This is a genomic window from Paenibacillus sp. FSL K6-1122, from assembly GCF_037977015.1.
Classification (GTDB): domain Bacteria; phylum Bacillota; class Bacilli; order Paenibacillales; family Paenibacillaceae; genus Paenibacillus; species Paenibacillus amylolyticus.
In genome coordinates this window covers 2,105,260-2,123,057 of sequence record NZ_CP150272.1, presented here as the reverse complement: position 1 = coordinate 2,123,057, position 17,798 = coordinate 2,105,260, and the positions used below count along the sequence as shown (strand labels likewise).

General features: G+C 46.6%; 18 protein-coding genes. 5 read left to right on the top strand and 13 right to left on the bottom strand.

Features of this window, described 5'->3' with window-relative positions; genetic code table 11:
* Positions 1 to 45 precede the first annotated feature (45 nt).
* Positions 46 to 432 (bottom strand): DUF423 domain-containing protein, encoded by a 387-nt coding sequence (locus NSQ20_RS09555; RefSeq protein WP_017689551.1) that lies wholly within the window; start codon positions 430 to 432, stop codon positions 46 to 48.
* 287 nt (positions 433 to 719) lie between these two features.
* Between NSQ20_RS09555 and NSQ20_RS09550 the strand changes: the two genes are divergently transcribed.
* A complete protein-coding gene (locus NSQ20_RS09550; protein WP_340032333.1) occupies positions 720 to 1,190 on the top strand; it encodes a hypothetical protein in 471 nt (156 codons plus the stop codon).
* A 104-nt stretch (positions 1,191 to 1,294) separates the two neighbouring features.
* Complete coding sequence (locus NSQ20_RS09545) at positions 1,295 to 2,143, top strand: DegV family protein (protein ID WP_076318333.1); 849 nt, start codon at positions 1,295 to 1,297, stop codon at positions 2,141 to 2,143.
* Positions 2,144 to 2,343: 200 nt separating this feature from the next.
* Here NSQ20_RS09545 and pdaA read toward each other — a convergent pair whose 3' ends face one another.
* Both pdaA and NSQ20_RS09535 read right to left on the bottom strand, forming a co-directional pair.
* Positions 2,344 to 3,123: a delta-lactam-biosynthetic de-N-acetylase gene (pdaA, locus tag NSQ20_RS09540; protein ID WP_340019877.1), complete on the bottom strand. Its 780-nt coding sequence runs from the start codon at positions 3,121 to 3,123 to the stop codon at positions 2,344 to 2,346.
* Positions 3,124 to 3,220: 97 nt separating this feature from the next.
* A complete protein-coding gene (locus tag NSQ20_RS09535) occupies positions 3,221 to 3,631 on the bottom strand; it encodes a hypothetical protein (protein ID WP_036609973.1) in 411 nt (136 codons plus the stop codon).
* 207 nt (positions 3,632 to 3,838) lie between these two features.
* On the opposite strand from NSQ20_RS09535, the gene cysC reads away from it, so the two are divergent.
* Positions 3,839 to 4,477, top strand: a complete 639-nt coding sequence (gene cysC / locus NSQ20_RS09530; protein ID WP_340032332.1) for an adenylyl-sulfate kinase — start codon at positions 3,839 to 3,841, stop codon at positions 4,475 to 4,477.
* Between the two features lie 162 nt (positions 4,478 to 4,639).
* Here cysC and NSQ20_RS09525 read toward each other — a convergent pair whose 3' ends face one another.
* From NSQ20_RS09525 to NSQ20_RS09480, 10 genes are all read right to left on the bottom strand, one after another.
* The gene (locus NSQ20_RS09525) at positions 4,640 to 6,457 is read right to left on the bottom strand and encodes an ABC transporter ATP-binding protein (RefSeq protein WP_340033012.1); all 1,818 of its coding nucleotides are present in this window, start codon (positions 6,455 to 6,457) and stop codon (positions 4,640 to 4,642) included.
* Positions 6,457 to 7,590: a nucleotidyltransferase family protein gene (locus NSQ20_RS09520; RefSeq protein WP_340033011.1), complete on the bottom strand. Its 1,134-nt coding sequence runs from the start codon at positions 7,588 to 7,590 to the stop codon at positions 6,457 to 6,459. The genes NSQ20_RS09525 and NSQ20_RS09520 overlap by 1 nt, the downstream gene beginning before the upstream one ends.
* Positions 7,591 to 7,642: 52 nt before the next feature.
* Positions 7,643 to 8,128: a lasso peptide biosynthesis B2 protein gene (locus NSQ20_RS09515; RefSeq protein WP_101313307.1), complete on the bottom strand. Its 486-nt coding sequence runs from the start codon at positions 8,126 to 8,128 to the stop codon at positions 7,643 to 7,645.
* A gap of 1 nt (position 8,129) precedes the next feature.
* The gene (locus NSQ20_RS09510; protein ID WP_036669864.1) at positions 8,130 to 8,429 is read right to left on the bottom strand and encodes a lasso peptide biosynthesis PqqD family chaperone; all 300 of its coding nucleotides are present in this window, start codon (positions 8,427 to 8,429) and stop codon (positions 8,130 to 8,132) included.
* A complete protein-coding gene (locus NSQ20_RS09505) occupies positions 8,426 to 9,373 on the bottom strand; it encodes a hypothetical protein (RefSeq protein WP_036669862.1) in 948 nt (315 codons plus the stop codon). The genes NSQ20_RS09510 and NSQ20_RS09505 overlap by 4 nt, the downstream gene beginning before the upstream one ends.
* A gap of 138 nt (positions 9,374 to 9,511) precedes the next feature.
* Positions 9,512 to 9,649 carry a paeninodin family lasso peptide gene (locus NSQ20_RS09500; RefSeq protein WP_174806426.1) on the bottom strand — a complete coding sequence of 46 codons (138 nt, stop codon included), beginning with the start codon at positions 9,647 to 9,649 and terminating at the stop codon, positions 9,512 to 9,514.
* Between the two features lie 53 nt (positions 9,650 to 9,702).
* Complete coding sequence (locus NSQ20_RS09495; protein WP_179088635.1) at positions 9,703 to 9,837, bottom strand: paeninodin family lasso peptide; 135 nt, start codon at positions 9,835 to 9,837, stop codon at positions 9,703 to 9,705.
* A 65-nt stretch (positions 9,838 to 9,902) separates the two neighbouring features.
* Positions 9,903 to 11,834, bottom strand: a complete 1,932-nt coding sequence (locus NSQ20_RS09490; RefSeq protein WP_036609989.1) for an asparagine synthase-related protein — start codon at positions 11,832 to 11,834, stop codon at positions 9,903 to 9,905.
* Positions 11,831 to 13,099 (bottom strand): sulfotransferase, encoded by a 1,269-nt coding sequence (locus NSQ20_RS09485; protein ID WP_340032331.1) that lies wholly within the window; start codon positions 13,097 to 13,099, stop codon positions 11,831 to 11,833. The genes NSQ20_RS09490 and NSQ20_RS09485 overlap by 4 nt, the downstream gene beginning before the upstream one ends.
* Positions 13,100 to 13,523: 424 nt before the next feature.
* Positions 13,524 to 14,858, bottom strand: a complete 1,335-nt coding sequence (locus tag NSQ20_RS09480; protein ID WP_340032330.1) for an MFS transporter — start codon at positions 14,856 to 14,858, stop codon at positions 13,524 to 13,526.
* A 254-nt stretch (positions 14,859 to 15,112) separates the two neighbouring features.
* On the opposite strand from NSQ20_RS09480, the gene yhbH reads away from it, so the two are divergent.
* Both yhbH and NSQ20_RS09470 read left to right on the top strand, forming a co-directional pair.
* The gene (gene yhbH, locus NSQ20_RS09475; protein WP_036609998.1) at positions 15,113 to 16,282 is read left to right on the top strand and encodes a sporulation protein YhbH; all 1,170 of its coding nucleotides are present in this window, start codon (positions 15,113 to 15,115) and stop codon (positions 16,280 to 16,282) included.
* Complete coding sequence (locus NSQ20_RS09470; protein ID WP_076252399.1) at positions 16,279 to 17,715, top strand: SpoVR family protein; 1,437 nt, start codon at positions 16,279 to 16,281, stop codon at positions 17,713 to 17,715. Before yhbH ends, NSQ20_RS09470 begins: the two co-directional genes overlap by 4 nt.
* Positions 17,716 to 17,798 lie beyond the last annotated feature (83 nt).

Here is a 17,798-nt window from a genome sequence, read left to right as displayed (position 1 = left end):
AATGGTTCATGTAGGATTGAACCCTCCGAGATTTATTTGGACCGATCAGGAGCGATCCTTACCTCGCTGCCATACATCTAATGCCAATAACAACCATCCGGCAATGAAGGCTACCCCACCAATCGGTGTGATGGCACCCAGAATCTTGATGCCAGAAATACTAAGCACATACAAACTGCCCGAGAACACGATAATTCCGATAAACAACAGACGCGCTGCCCACTTCAGTTTTGTCGATGCTCCAAGTTGACCAGCCGTCAAGCCAATAATGAGCAAGGCCAATGCATGAATCATGTGATATTGCACACCTGTCTCATATGTAGCTATGGCCGCCGGCCCAATTGTATCCTTGAGCATGTGAGCACCAAACGCACCAATCGCCACCGACAGCATGGTCATTACAGCTCCAAGCATCATCCATCTACGTTGCATATAAGTTCTCTCCCTTAATTCAACTACACTTCACACCTATTATTGTAGCGAATCCACTCCTTCTTTACCAGTCTGGACGGAGCTTCAAAGATCATATGTCTGTTTATACTTAACAATCCTATCCCTGCCCTAAATATCGTAGAAAACTGGCGTAAATCCTTGATTTTTATCGATAATTATGGAAAAGTAAACAGGTATGTAATCGTTGTATTTTAAAAGGAGAATCATTACTCATCGATTAGGTTAATAACACTCAGTACGATGATTAAGGGAGGCAAGTCAACATTATGGATAATCGCGATTCCTATAATTCAGGTTATAACAACACGGATCAGAATCCTGGCCATGCAGATCCATACAATAACAATGGGTATGAAGCATACCCGCCAGATGATGAAAGGCAACCAATGATACCACTGAAACATTCCGGACCTGGGATCGCCAGCTTTGTCATTGGATTGGTTGCAATCTTGGGTTATATTTTGATATTCTTTATTGCCACCATGGCTGTAAACGAGTCCATCGGAGTTTTCACCCCGTTGCAGACAGAAGAGATCGCCTTGCATCCAGCAGTGGTTCTGGCTTCATTAGCCATTCTGGTCTGCCTGATTCTCAATCTGGCCGGAGGCATCGTCGGAATTATTGGTCTTGTCCTCAAGAATCGAAAGAAAGTTTTTGCCATTATCGGAACCATATTAAATGGGATCATGATTCTGTTATTCGTTGGACTTATCTTGGTAGGCATGACGCTGATGTAACGCTTTGCATCAGCGTCATGTTTCCTTATAATAAAATGAATGGGTTTACACATAAGTACAATCTATATTTTTTGCCAAAATCATTGTTTTCAAAGGAGATTGACATGTCACGAATCAAAATTTTTGCGGACAGCACAAGTGATCTGGCTCCAGAATGGATCCAGCAGCACGATATCGGTATCATCCCTTTATATGTCGTGTTCGGTGAAGAATCACTGAAAGACGGTGCTGAGATTAAGCCTGAACAGCTATATGAACGTGTTAGCCAAGATGGGCGTCTTCCCAAAACAGCTGCACCTTCCCCTGCTGATTTCATAACGGCATTTCAACCTTACATAGATCAAGGGGATGAGATTTTATATATCAGCTTATCTTCTGAACTTTCCTCTACCTATCAAAATGCACGACTAGCGAGTTCCGAGTTCCCGGAAGGTCGAATATCGGTCATTGACTCACAGAATCTCTCATCAGGAATTGCACTGATGGTGATGAAAGCTGTTCATGCTGCTGATAAAGGACAAAACCTGACTCAGATTACACACCTGATTGAGGCGATGAAATCAAATGTACGCACGGAGTTTGTTATCGATACACTAGAGTATCTGCATAAAGGCGGACGCTGTTCGGGCATGCAGAACCTGATTGGAAGCCTGTTGAAGATTCGTCCTGTCATCCGGGTAACAGATGGCAAGATGGCACCTGCTTATAAAGTGCGCGGCAAACGGGAGAAAGCTCTGGAACAAATGCTGAATAATACGCTCAGCCAGAAGGATCAGATCGATCCAGACCTGCTGATTGTTGTGCACACCATGGCTGAAGAGGATGCGCTTGACTTGAAGAAGTCTTTACAGGAACAGACGGGTGCCCGAGTTGAACTAACCACTGCTGGTTGTGTAGTATGCAGTCATTGCGGCCCGAAAACGATTGGAATCATCTATAATACTGTTTTATAGTATTACACGTTACATCGTATCGTATTACCCAATCCAATCCTTTCTTCTGGATCTGTATGTGGTACATCCAATACTTGGACTGGCATACCGTTATAAACTAAAAAGGGCATTCCGAGCTTAATCGCTCAGGATGCCCTTTAATATTTTTGCTAAACTTTTGAATGACCTACACTTGGTCCATTGCTCATTATGATAATGGATCAATAACTTTTGGTCCGCAGATCATCCAGACTTTTGAATGCATATCCTTGCTTGCGGGCCTCATCAATAATGGAACCCAGAGCCTCCGTGTTATCTTTGGATACTGAATGAAGCAAAATGACAGCGCCCGGATGGAGTTGTTTCAACACCTGTTGATGAGCATATTGTGCGCCACGCTGCACATTGGTATCCCAATCTTTATAAGCAACAGACCAGAACACATTCACATACCCTTGGGCATGACTCTCTGCAAGCGTACGATTGTTAAAAATTCCACGCGGTGGCCGTAAAAAGGTCGCTTGTTGACCGGTCAGCCGATTGACCTCCGTCTTGACCCTCTCAAGTTCCTCTCTAAGCTTTTCATTGGAGATGCGGGTCATGTCCGGATGACTCCATGAATGATTACCGACAATATGACCTTCAGCCGCCATACGTTTGACCAACTCAGGCTGATCTTTCAGATAATGACCTGTCACAAAGAAAGCCGCTGGCACCTTCTTGGTACGCAAAACATCCAGTATGGCAGGTGTGAATCCATTCTCATACCCGTTATCAAACGTGAGATACAATTCCTTCTGTTTTGTATCCCCCAGGAAAATGGCATCGTTATGTTGTAAGATTGATTTGAAGCCTTCCTGATCAATGGAGGGCAGTTGACCGTTTTGACTTTTTTTGAAGCCAAAGTGATACGCTCCGGTAACCGGTGATGCTTCAGTCTGTGCCGGTACCATACTGATGGATAACAGTCCCAACAGTATATATAGAACCATTCGCTTCATTCTATCCGCTCCTGTTCCTGAAAAATTCGGTTAGTCGTTTGCACACACGAACACCTTCAGGTAATATGCCACAGGAACGGCTAATGTATGTAAATCATTAACGATCGAAACGTTTATTTTCAGGTTGTGGCGGAGATTGATGGAACAATTCAAGTAAGGTCTGAGGTTTGCCACTGGAAGCAAGCCATTCCCTCACGGTCTGTATAGCACGGGTCTGTCCATCTCCCCGATCACGCCATGTAAGCAACTCGATAACTTTGATAATCAAGGCCGACATATTGTGATTATCCAGTTCGGACCGCTCTGCCCTCAGCTTGTGATACAAAGCCTCCTGCTCCCAATCCAGTAGAATCTCATCACCTATGGTTGGCTTCAAAAGTGTATACGCTCTGTCACAACCCTTACAACGAACCGTGCTGACCTGTTCATCTATAAATTCCGCTCGGATATCCTGTTGGCAATCCGGGCATTTGAACCCAACTTGTATGTTTTGTATGTTTTTATTCATGACATTGTTCCTCCTGCGATGTGAGCATTTTGCATCATTTGATTCAAAATACTCCTTGGATATATGCATAATGCTTATGTATGTACTACATCTATACCCGATATTTTGTCGATTCACGCTTATTTTGAAGAAATCTGTAAGGTGCTATAATCTTGTAAATATGTTAAAATATTATACATATCATGGTAGGGAAAAGGCGGGATACTCATGTCGAAGGAAGAGCGCAACATAACCTGGCAATCATCCAGCATCAACAGGCAAGACCGGGAGAAGCATAATGGGCACCATAGTCGTGCCATATGGTTTACCGGGTTATCAGGTGCAGGAAAGTCATCCCTTGCATTTGCCCTGGAGCAGTATCTCTACGATCAAGGCGTACGCTGTTATGTTCTGGACGGGGATAATGTACGTCATGGACTGAACCGTGATCTCGGTTTTACAGCAGGGGATCGTCAAGAAAATCTGCGGCGAATTGGTGAAGTATCGAAGTTAATGGTAGATGCCGGGTTGTTTGTACTTTCGGCTTTTATCTCTCCTCATGAACAGGATCGGGAGATGGTTAGACAGTTATTTGAACCAGATGATTTCATTGAAATCTATGTGCGCTGTTCAATTCAAGAATGTGAGCGTCGTGATCCAAAGGGTCTATACAAAAAAGCACGCAATGGTGACATCCCGCATTTCACAGGCATTTCCGCCCCCTATGATGTACCCAAATCTCCTTCATTTATCATCGATACAGAGCAGTGGTCCATTGAGGAAGCCGTGCAAGAGATCGTACAGCATTTGGAGCAGATCGGTGCTCTTCAACTGACGCTTCCTACGAAAACAGCCCTCGTTCATTAATTCTTGCTCATTATACTAACTACTTACATGAAAGGCGCACCAATCGTGGCGCGCCTCTTTATGTGAACCCATTGCTGGTTATACCATCGATAAATGAATAAAGAGAAAAAGATACACACTCTATCATCACGTTTGAACGTTTTCTGATGTCCACTCACTCACTTACTGCCCCACAACACCCGCTTGCATGTTCAAAAGTTTGCTGAACGTCCCTACCGGATCAGTAGATAACTGCTGGTACCCGCCCTCTTGAATCACCCGACCTTCATCAAGTACAATTACACGATCTGCCGTCCGAATCGTAGACAATCGGTGTGCAATCACAATAATGGTCACATGTCCTTTTAACCGTTCCAGCGCCTCATGAATGTACTGTTCATTCTCACTGTCCAGCGCACTCGTTGCTTCATCCAGTACCAATACAGAAGGATTACGCAGCATAGCCCGGGCAAGCACCAATCGCTGACGTTCACCCCCGGATAGACGAATACCCCGATCACCAATAATCGTATCCAGACCCTGAGGCAACTTCCGTACAAATGCTGCAGAGGAGGAAAATTGCAAAGCCTGCCACATCTGTTCTTCACTTGCATTTGGATCAACCAGACGCAGATTCTCACGAATACTTGTGTGAAACAGGAATGGATCTTGGGAGACATATCCGATTGAACTTCGCCAGCTCAATAATCGTTCTTCTGACAGAGGAACACCGTCAATCAAAATACGACCAGTTTCAGGCCTCACAAGGCCCATAATCAGATCTATCAGCGTGCTTTTGCCTGCTCCGGATTTCCCCACAATTGCGGTCATACCCCTTGCTGGAATCGAAGCTTGCACATTTCTCAATGAGTAAGCATCACTTCCCTCATAGCGATAGCAGACATCCTCACAGGTGATAGATCCCTTCAGTTCCATAGGTTGAATCCCATCAGTTCCAACGTCTCCTGCCGAAGCAATCTCTTCACTAATCTCACGACTCTTCGCCGTCTGCGCTTGTAATTCTCTGACTACCCGAAATGCAGGCAGCATGGAGCTGATGTACTCCAGATTGGACTGAATTGCCGTAAACCTTGGCCATAAGCGGGAAAAGATTAGGATGATGAGCAGCAGACTTGCGGGTGGCACCGTCATTACACGGAGAGAAAGATAGATGAATGCCGCAATAATGATTGCCGCGGACATCCGGTGAATTAGCTGTGTTCCACTGTTCAATTGGCTAAATTGAATGACATTGCGTTCTATCTGTCTGCACATGCGCTCAAACCAGTTCATGTGGGAGCGCTCAAGCATGTTGCTCTTAATATCCTTAATGCCGTTGAAATGCTCGGTAATGCCGTTATAATAACTTTGGGAAAATTCAGAGGTCTGGTCTCCGATCTGCTTGGCCCGCTTGACGAATTTTCTCAAGACAAAAAATAATAACAATCCACAGATCAGCACAAGTGCCGTCAGCTTGGCGGATAACCAGAAAGCAAGACCGATCTGAATGGCCGTAAAGATCAGCGAGGCTGCCATTTGCAGCATAATGCTCGTTCCCTGGCTCACACGTGCAAGTTCAGTCGTTAATATATGGTTAAAATCGGATTTTCGTTTTTGGAGAAAAAATGACCATTGCGCCATAATAATAGCACCATAGGTTTCCATGCGCAGCGTTCGTACAAATTGCTGCTGGATTCGAGTATTACGGATCGTCTGGAGACGCTGCATCCAGGCCTGTCCGGAGACAATCAACACAAAAGTGAACAATACGAGTAACAATTGGCTATTTTCAGAAAAACGATTCAACACGACGCCAAGCCAGGGAATGTTTAAGCCTGTGGAGCCCATCTCAAATATGCCAATCAGACTCAGCATCGGAACAAGCATGTAGATACCGATCCCTTCCATGAGACTGATACAGATCATCCCTAGCAGATTCCAATATAAAATGGGCCCCGTGACATGATGCAACTTTCGCATGAAATACCTTAATTCCGAGATCATACTTTACCCCTTTCCGTCACCGTATACCTTTTAATTCGCCGCCAGAACCAGAGAAACGGACGTAACGGAAAGTATAGAAAAAACAAAGAACGTGGAAGTGGCAATTGATCCACATCCCATGTACTTGGATATAAACGTTCAATAAAGAAAAACCATTTCTGTTTTGTACTTCGAAGTTTAAACAAATACGATTGATAAGACTTCATATCAGCCGGACTTTCCAGCATGTCGTTCATGAACTTTGCGCCTTCGTTGGCTAATCGCTTGCCTGTACGGTCACTTAAGGACATCAAGGACCTGTACTCTACATCCAGCGGCGTATTCAACAGATCTGAGGCTAAGTGAAGAGCCTGCGAACCAATCGATAAACGCCCCTCCGCTTTCAGACGTCTCTCTAATTTCTTCACATCAAGTGGCATACTGCGGATCATCTGGTCGATATCCAGTAACCAGCGCAGTCTGAACCAGCCGTGTCGTGCACCATGGGTTACGAGATAAGCCCATAGGTCTTCTTGTTCGAGCATACGGACAGGTGTCTGTGTGTATGAACTGAACCGGCTGCGTTTCCACAGCAATTCAAAATTGGTTTCTTTGCCCGAATCCGGGTTCAAGCGCCAATGGATCTCCACTTGAGTCCTTTTGACCGGATGGGTGTAACAGATATGATGTTCCCGCCATTTCCAGCTGCGCACCGTAGGTGCCCGCTCCCCTTCCTTGGATACATATCCGAGGGTAGCCAGAATGCCTTCAGCCGCTTCCACATCATCAAACGGAATCAGGATATCCAGGTCTTTGGAGGTTCGCATCGATACATCGCCATAGAGATCATGGGCGAGCGCTGGTCCCTTTAGTGTAATATTGCGGATACCGCGTTCACGAAAAGCACCACACACCTGCTCCATCTCAGCTGTTAGATGTAACATGCGGAACGTATTGACCGTATATTGTTGTCTCAGACTCTCCATAACATCTGCAGGAATGATTGCAGAGTTTAATTCTTTCATTTTCACATAAAGGACAGAGTATAAGCGGTGATGATAGACAAGCCGCAGAAAAAGCTGCCAATCGGTTCCTTGCAAACCCGCCTTGAGTTCTTCAGGGGATAGAGCCGTCAGATCACCTCTAATCATGCTCAAAATCAGCTTAAGCTCCTTCGGAAACCCTGATGAATAGAGTTCACTTTCATGTATCATAGACAATCTCCCCAGATCCCTTCTCCGGACACCGTTTGCCAAACACACCGACAACCGTATATTGGTCCATAGTATCAGCTCCGGTCACGATCAATTTACCACTTCGCAGCCAGGCATGAGCCATCATATGTCCTTGCTTATTCCGTGCAGTCCCCATGTATAACGTACTCTCTATCTTGCGTCGCTCAAGCATCTTCATCCCGGCAATCGCCATTACAAGGCAGCGGCTTTCCCATAACGTATATTTGCTGGCGAGCGAAATTGCTTTGGAAATATTACGTATAGTGATGACCTCGCTGCGTTCGAGTCCTGTCATCGGTGTTTCTACCATAGGCGTACCCAGCCCTGGCGCGATTTTGGCGAATGGCATAGCCTTCTGTATGCGTGCCCAGCCAAGGAGGATATAGGCCTCCCATACCAGTCGACGCATCGACCGCGGGAGCGAGAGATAAGCCTTTATTTTTCGCAACATCATTCTACACTCCGCGAGTAACGTCGATTAAACCTTCACGGGACAGATGTTCCATGAATTGCACCACCTGCTCACGACATACATCTGGCTCAATCTCATACTCCGCAGCAAGTACCTCAACAACTTCACCCAGCGTGCGTTCTTCTGCGATCAGGTCCCAGATTCGTCCACCGGTACTCCCGAGATTATAGTATTTTCCAGAGCTAATGCTCATCATGACTTTCTCACTACCCATATCACTGACCAGATTGCCTTCCTTCCGGGTTACCCGGTCTTCCACATTCATCGGCGTAGTCGCTGTCATTGTCCTGTATGCACTCCTTTGCGTATATGATCTGTGATCCGATCCACCATCTCAAATGCTGTAAACTCAGCACCCGTTCTGACCAATCTGCCAATCTCCACACTTGCTGAAAGTCTTGAAGCCGTCTCGAACAACCACTGTGCCAGCCCCTGTCTTGCAACGAGTCCACCACGGAACGTATGCGAGCATAACAGATGCAGTCGTTCTAGCCCCGCCACTTCAACCAGTTGAACAGATGTATGGTTTTCCTCCGGTTGTGGAGCAAGTTCAAATACTCCACCTAGTGGTACGGCCATCTCATGAAAATAGTGCTGAACAGGTATCGCATACTTCGTAATCTCTGCGTGAACCGTTGCATAATCCTGTTCCTTCATGCCGAAGCCGTCCAGACTGGGTTGCCATAACTTCTGTTGCGGGTAACCAGGTGATACGATAGCTCTTCCTCCGGCATCCCAGGTCAGTGCAACAACATCATCGGTGAGAAGCGGATACCCGCGTGATGCCAGTGCGGCCGACAGTGTCGATTTGCCTGCTCCCGAATGTCCGACAAATGCGTAAGCCCAGCCATCAATAACCACTGCACTACCATGCAATGGAAGGATGCCACGCTGCATCATAATGACCGCCATACAGGTGCCCAGGATGAATAATCTGACCTTTTTCTCATCCGCTCCTGGCTGAGGGGATACAACAATGCGCTTTCCTTGTTCCATTAGAAACAGACCTGTATCTTCGATTTTGAAAAAAAGACTGCCCTCTCGTGCCACAAAGTTGTCGTTGCCTACATCCCAATCCTCCCACAATGGGGTCAGATCTGAAGACTCGATGTGCACATCCACGACATCAAAATCAGTCTCCGCATCCTTGGGTGCGATCTGTAGTTCAGGCATTCGAATTTGGCTCGACCAGCGCAGACCATACGCCACATAATGCACAGGCAACAATGAACGACGCCTCCTTCGTAATAAAATGTAAAAAAAGCCCTTATATTCATGTTGCTCAATATAAGGGCGGAGGCGAAAAGCTGGATTTGTTGCATTTCCGCCCTTTAAGTATGATGACACTTCATAAAACTAAACAACTTAGGAAGTTGGATCGTACAGATCCGCATCGTGAACCGTGATCCAGTCAATTTGTCTGTAGCCAGTACCGGCCATTGTTTGATTGACTTCCAACACTTCAAGAGCTGGTGCTTGCCATTCCTTTTTTTCCATTTGCATCGTATTCACCTCCTTTTCGCACTTCTAAGTATGATGGCATATGGTAAAGCTTTCTAACTAGTTCCGTAGAGATCCGCATCGTGAACCGTAACCCAGTCGATATGTTTGTAACCTGTGCCCGCCATTGTTTGGTTGACTTCCAATATTTCCAGTGCTGGTTCTTGCCATTCCTTTTTTTCCATTTGCATCGTATTCACCTCCTATCATGAGTCAATTGTAAGAAAAATCCGGGCCCACAGTTCACCGGGCTATATCAGAATTTCCGAATGAACCGATAGACGATCAGACTATGCATCATCAATCGCAGATCTGGATGTGAAGCAAGCTCTGGTCTCGGACTTGGAAAGTTGGCCAGGGCAGATTTGATACGCTCCGTGTTTAATATGCCAGCAACCTTGCTGTCAGAACACAAAGCACGTAACTCAGCCGTAAAGGCATCCCAATTTGGAATGATGCGATGTAACCAATCTGCAGGCTGCACACCTCGTACCCGTTGATTCAGTCTGACCTTGTCAGGCAACTCCGGTGAAGTAGCCCGGCGAATCAATGAACGATCCGTCCCTTGTTTCACATATTGTTCAATCGGAACGGACAGACAGAACCGGATGACTCTGGCATCACTTGTCGGATCACGTTCCCAAGCGCGGTAACGCAGAGAACATTTCGTAGCTACAGCACCATTTTTGTTGGCGATGGCCAGGTTATTAAATTTCTCGGCACGGACTTTGAGTGCATCAGCCTGGGCACCGCCCTGCAGAACAATAATGGATTTGAGTCTTTCCAGTACACCCGTTCTCTGCGCAAAGTCAGGATGGATCAATTGTACGGATGCGGCCTGGCTGGCTCCTTTGGACTGAGCCTTGAACCAATCCGGATATGCCTTTTTCCCGGTGATCTTGGCTATACGTGAGAAAGGCATGCCCGTTCGTTCACTATACTGCTGCATCTCACGGAACCAGCGGTACCAGCGGCCACTTTTCAGTAGACTGGCGTAATAATCCAGAGCCGGTCCCCAGGAGATGGTGAAATTACCACGTGCCCCTGTGAGCAGGATGCCTGCATCTTGCTGGCTCGCTTTTTCATAGAATCCGCGAATCCAGAATGAATTTTCAAAGTATTTATAGGGCATTTCCATAATGTCGAGCCAGGTATCTACTTCACTGAGTGGACTTCTGCCTTCAAAATCGAGGTAGTTCTCTGTGATATTGCCGACATGATTAATCGTGGAACGTATGAAGGGCCGTTCGTCTGCGAGCAACGTTTTCGACGTATAATCTGTGAAATCGGGTACGGGAACATAACTATAGGCCTGCAGCCGTTTGCCCTGACTTCTCAGTGTTCCGGAAGCAAAACCAACCACGGCTCCCGAGTCCAGTCCGCCACTTAATGCAGCAGCCACCTGTCTGTGCGTTCGCAATCGTGATCCAACCGCCTGCCCAAAGACCTCCCTAAACGCTTCTACATACTCGCCATCGGATTTAAGCCTTAGAGGTTCCACTTCATTCCAGCGATGATATTGCTTCAGCTCCAGTCTCCCATCCCGGAAGACAAGTGTATGTGCAGAAGGCAGCTGGCTTATTCCCCGATATACAGTTGAATTGATATCTGCTGAATCATGCATGTCAGGAATGGCAAGGAATTCGGACAGCCAGGTCTCATCAAGTTCTTTATGTACCCCTTCAAGCCCGAGCAACGGATTCATCAGTGTGCAGAAAGCAAAACGTGAACCATCATGTCGGTAATAAAAAGCTCTCATGCCTGTAATATCTCTTGCTGCATACAGTTTTCGATTCCGCTCATCCCATATCGCGAATACAAAATCCCCCAGCAATCGGACGGCTACATCGTCTCCCCAGCGCTGATAGGCACGCAGGATCAATTCACTATCCGCCAACATAGCCAGTTCAGCTCTGGATATCTGTAATTGATCTGCCAGTTGTTCCCGGTTATCCAGAATCGCATCTGCCGTGATGGTCAGACCACTTTCCTCATCATATAAAGGCAACTTCTCGCTAACCGACTCCGGTGTAATCCATTGGGCATGACAGCTGAGGAACGCCTCATTGCCTTTCCACACCCCTGTTGTATCCGCAGGGACATGCCCCAGGCTTGCGTACAGACGCCAGCTGTCTTCCCATAGCGCCTGCTGACCATCGTTGTGAACAATTCCTGCTATGGCGCTCATGACTTGCCTCCCCGTAGAATCTTGCGCTGTGAAGCCCATGCGCTGATCTGATGACCAAATGGTACCCATGATTTGATACGCTGTATTTTGCTTTGAGCAGAAGCCAGCTGGACTTTCAAGCGTTCTCGCTCACTGTAACCCCGTTCCAGACGATGATCTGCTGCACGTAATGCGGCTTGCAGCTGTCTGATCGTTACCAGTGCAGCTAGCGTCGGGTCTGTCTTTTCCGGTTCTTCGACAACTGGGTCATTACGATTCCCAACCGGATCATGAACGACAGAATCTGCCGGTTGCATTCGGTATTGTGGTTGCCACTGGCAACCGGTCGCTGCTGTCAACTGATGCGTGATTCGGTCAATGACCTCTTGATCCGGACTTGCATCATAATGTACACCCGTCCATTGTTCGGCTTCTGCGAGCTGTTCACTGTATCCCATCTGGTGGAACAGATCTGCCCCCATCACACGGCAATACAGTTCAACTTCATGTGGTTCTAATATGTTTTTCCAGTTGTTAACAGAACCCTGATGTGCCTCTTGATGCGAAGAGAGGAAAGGATCACCCACGCCCATACTGTAGAACATGTCAGACTTGGCACTGTCCAGAAACTGTCCATACTGCTCCATTCCCTGTTCATATCGAATTCCCAGAAACGCACATAGTTTCTCAAGTTCTTCTTGAGGATTGGAAACCAATCGTTCATATTGCAATTCATACGCATTGGAGTGGGGTTTGGCAAAATAATCATTCAAGCGGAGCATCCCAAGTGTGAGATCTACGGATTTCATATTTAATTTGGGGCTCTGCAGACTATGAATCAGGTCGAATCCTTCTCCTGTATGGCGGTTTACCTTTTTGAATGATGCTGCTACGGCCAGAGGATTACGCTGGAGATGAATACGCTTGGACTGAGGGAACAGACGATCCAGCCATTCCAGCATGTAATAGTACCGTGGAGATTTATCAACGATGAAGTCTGCTCCGCTCCCCTCCAGGAATCCATTGTAGATTTCAAGAGCAAAACTTCTGCACGCCTTCTCAAAGACATCCTCAGATACCATGGCATTGTAGAACTGGCGCATGATGGAGCTGCCACCGTAAGCACGTGAATCAGCCTTGGGTAAATCGACAAGATTCATCAGAAACCACATTTCCTGGGTGGCAAATATACGACTATGATTTTGCAGCATTACGGTGGATAAGGAACTACCACTGCGGGGAACACATAGTAAGAAAACAAGTCCGTTACCTTGAGCATCGATCAATGGCAGCCTCTCCTCTGTTCATTAGTATAAATGTGTAGCTGGGATAGACCAGACTCTACCTTTGTGTTTGGCAAAACGAGTAATATGCATGCTATAGGTGAGCATTTTGCAATATTCCGTCGGAAGTTCACCCGGGAATGAAGCAAAACACATGATTACATTCGACAACTCTCAGATACAATATGTATTTATAGTTTTACTCTATGATACAAAATGTATCATGTCAATCTTTTATTTTCACCTTTTCATAAATTGATACTCTTTCACTGTATTCTGCTGTCTGTCATTTAAGCACTTATTCATGGATCAATTATGTTCTGATTGCACAAACGCGAATAAGCTCCAGACATGTTCTGTGAGGAACAATGCCTGAAGCCATACGTAATCCGTTGAGAAACTTAATATGAAAACGGGTGAACAACCATCAGGTAAATCTTACATCTGAACTTTTCCCAGTAGCTCCAACGCTCCCATTTCGCTCTTCTTCCTGATCTGCCCGTGTAGCATCCTGCAATCCCTTCTGTACCTTCACGGTTAACAATACAGCAATGCCCGCGACGAAAAAGAAGATGAGCGACAGAATACCCCAACGTGTGGAACCCGTGATCTGCCCAACATAACCAAACACAAATGGACCAAAGATCGAAGAGAATTTGCCTGTAATATTCACAAAACCAAAATACTCTCCTGTTCTGCCTGCTGGCATCAGATTGCTAAACAGGGAACGCGCTGTGGATTGACTCACACCCTGCACGACACCAACCAGCCCGGCGAGCACATAGAAGTGGATCGCTTGTGTCATGAAATAACCGAGAATCACAATACATATGTAGACCGATAAGCTAACGATTAATACCTGCTTTGCTCCCCAACGCTGTGCCCATGCTCCCAGTAACAATGTACACGGGAACCCGATGAACTGGGTTAACAGTAGCGCGAGCATCAGGTCAGCTGTGCCTATGCCTATACTTGTCCCATAGATCGTAGCCATTAGAATGATGGTATTAATGCCGTCATTAAAAAACCAGAAAGCCACCAACATGCGGATTAACTGGGGAAAACGCCGCATCTGACGAAAGGTTTGCCGCATTCTGCGCACGCCCACCGCAACGTACCCTGTCCACGTTCCGGGCAGATCCGGTGATGCAGGCCGTCTCGGAGCATGGCGGAAGATCGGTATCGAGAACAGCAACCACCACAACGAGACGGTGATGAAAGCAAGTCTTGTGCCTGCCAGTGTACTGCTCATCCCGAACCAGCCCGGTTGCTGAATCATCAGCAGGTTCACTGCAAGCAACAAGCCTCCTCCAATATAACCATAGGCATAACCTTTGGAGGATATCATGTCCCTTCGTTCCACGGGTACCAGATCCGGCAGCATTGCATCGTAAAAGGTGTTACCACCCGCAAAACCGATTGTAGATATGACCAGCAACGCGGAAGCAAGGAACCAGTCCCCTTCACCGATTGCGCTGAATCCCAATGTAGCAAGGACGCCTATAATTGCAAATACACGCAGGAAGTCGCCCTTCCGTCCTGACAAATCAGCTAGCGTGCCTAGCAACGGTGTTAGCAGAGCTACGCACAACATGCCAATGGAGTGTGTATAGGCCAGGTAGGAGGCGGCGGTATCCGTATCCAGCGTTGCTGCAGCCACCGATGCATAGAATACAGGCAGTACTGCGGCCAGCACAGTTGTTGCATAAGCCGAGTTGGCCCAATCATACATAATCCAAGCCTTGATCGCCTTTTTATTCACATAAATCCTTCCTTTACATGCATCTATTAAATGATTGATGTCTTTCTCCTATTGTATAGGAAGGATATCACACTTGTTCACTATTTCTGTAAAAAATGGTGCAGTTCTGTTCTTACGACTCACCTTACCTCTGAGGTGAACTTGCGTAATTGTATCATTTTATATCCACTCTCATCACATATCGTCCTCGCCCGTGAATATACTTAATTACCGACAGGCCAAACTGTGCCGCGTAATCAATGGGGGGTGCCTACATGTCAAATTCACACCAGCCTTACTCGTTCGTTGTGTCGAAGGAAGATTGGTCGCTTCACCGCAAAGGGTACCAGGACCAACAGCGCCATCAGCAAAAGGTGAAAGATGTCATCAAGCAGAATCTGCCTGATCTGATTACGGAAGAAAACATCATCATGTCTGATGGAAAACAAATCATCAAGGTACCAATCCGCAGTCTGGATGAGTACCGTTTTGTGTATAACTACCAGAAGCAAAAACATGTCGGTCAAGGAGACGGTGACAGTCAGGTCGGAGACGTCATCGGTCGTGATCCCTCTGCTTCGCAGAAACCCGGCAAAGGCGAAAAAGCTGGTGATCAGCCTGGTCATGATATTGTGGAAGCCGAAGTTAGTATTGAGGAATTGGAAGATATGCTCTTCGCTGAGCTGGAATTACCCGATCTGAAGCAGAAAGATAAAGACCTGATTGAGACACATACGGTAGTTTTCAACGATATTCGCAAAAAAGGCATGCAGTCCAATATTGACAAGAAACGTACCATTCTGGAGAATCTGCGTCGCAATGCAACGACTGGTACGCCAGGCATCCATCACATCAGTCCAGATGACCTGCGCTACAAGACATGGGAAGACAAAATCATTCCACAATCCAATGCCGTTATTATTGCCATGATGGATACATCCGGGTCCATGGGTTCGTTTGAGAAATACTGCGCGCGCAGCTTTTTCTTCTGGATGACCCGTTTTCTACGCCGTCAGTATGAGAAAGTTGAGATTGTTTTCCTCGCCCATCATACGGAAGCCAAGGAAGTAACCGAAGAAGAGTTCTTTACCCGCGGCGAGAGCGGAGGCACCATCTGCTCCTCTGTATATATGAAGGCGCTGGATATTATTGACAGTCGGTATCCACCTTCCAGCTACAACATCTACCCTTTCCACTTCTCTGACGGGGATAATCTGACCTCGGATAACGAACGGTGTGTGAAGCTAATCGGTGAGTTAATGAAGCGTAGCAATATGTTTGGATACGGCGAAGTGAATCAGTACAACCGCAGCAGCACACTGATGTCGGCTTATCGTCATATCAAGATGGATCAGTTCATGTATTATGTGATCAAAGAAAAAGGCGAAGTGTACAAAGCTTTGCGCAGCTTTTTCCAGAAACGGGAAGGAGGCAGCGTTAGATGACAGATGAGATCCGCGACCTAGAATACGCTATTGCCGAGATTATGGAGATTGCCAATGGTTTTGGCCTGGATTATTACCCCATGCGGTACGAAATCTGCCCATCGGATATTATTTATACATTTGGAGCCTACGGCATGCCGACCAGATTCAGCCACTGGAGCTTTGGCAAAACATTTCATAAGATGAAAATGCAATACGATTTTGGACTCAGCAAAATTTATGAGCTTGTCATCAACTCCAACCCTTGTTATGCCTTCTTGCTGGATGGAAATTCCCTGATTCAGAACAAATTGATCGTAGCCCACGTATTGGCACACTGCGATTTTTTCAAAAACAATGCCCGCTTCTCCAAATCCAACCGTAATATGGTCGAAAGCATGGCCGCTACGGCGGATCGGATCAGCAATTATGAGATGGAATACGGCACGGAAGCGGTTGAAGCATTTATCGATGCCGTGATCGCAATTCAGGAACATGTGGACCCACAGCTGATTAAACCCCGCCATTTGGACAAACAACGTTACATGGAGATGAAAATGCGGGAGCAGCGCGGTGAGAAAAAACCACGGCCGGAAGGTCGCTATGATGATCTATGGTCACTTGATGACGTGCAGACGGAAGAAGCACCCGCTGAAGGTATTCAGGTCCATCATTTTCCGCCTGAACCGGAGAAGGATGTCATGTGGTTTATTCAGGAATTCTCGGAAGTGTTGACCGACTGGCAGCGGGATATCATGAGTATGATGCGTGAGGAGATGTTATATTTCTGGCCACAGATGGAAACCAAAATCATGAACGAAGGCTGGGCATCTTACTGGCATCAACGCATTATCCGTGAGCTTGATCTGAACAGTGAGGATACGATCGAATTTGCCAAACTCAACTCCTCCGTGGTGCAGCCATCCAAACAAAGTCTGAATCCATATTATTTGGGACTGAAGATCTTTGAGGATATTGAACGGCGCTGGGATAACCCAACCCGTGAAGAACAGGAACGTTGGGGCCGCAAACCAGGGCAAGGTCGTGCCAAAATGTTCGAGGTGCGTGAATTCGATTCCGATACCTCCTTTATCCGCAATTACATGACCAAGCAATTAACCGAGGATCTGGACCTCTACGTATTTGAGAAAAAAGGCCCGGACTGGAAAATCACCGACAAGTCCTGGGAGAACATACGGGATCAGCTCGTATTTTCACGTGTCAACGGGGGCTCCCCTTACTTGGTCGTGCAAGATGCTGATTATCTGCGGACAGGGGAACTCGTGCTCAAGCATCAATATGAAGGCATTGAGTTGGATCTGAAATATATGGAACGCACTCTGCCCTATCTGTATCGCCTCTGGGGACGTACCGTACATGTCGAGACACGTGTCGAGGATAAACCGATCTGGTTTACGTATGATGGCAAGAAACACCACCGCAAGTTTATGTAAGGTTTTCGATTATCATTATAGGAAACGAAAATATAAATGCTCTTATCATGGGTGAGTTTAATGATTAATAAAAGATAAGACAT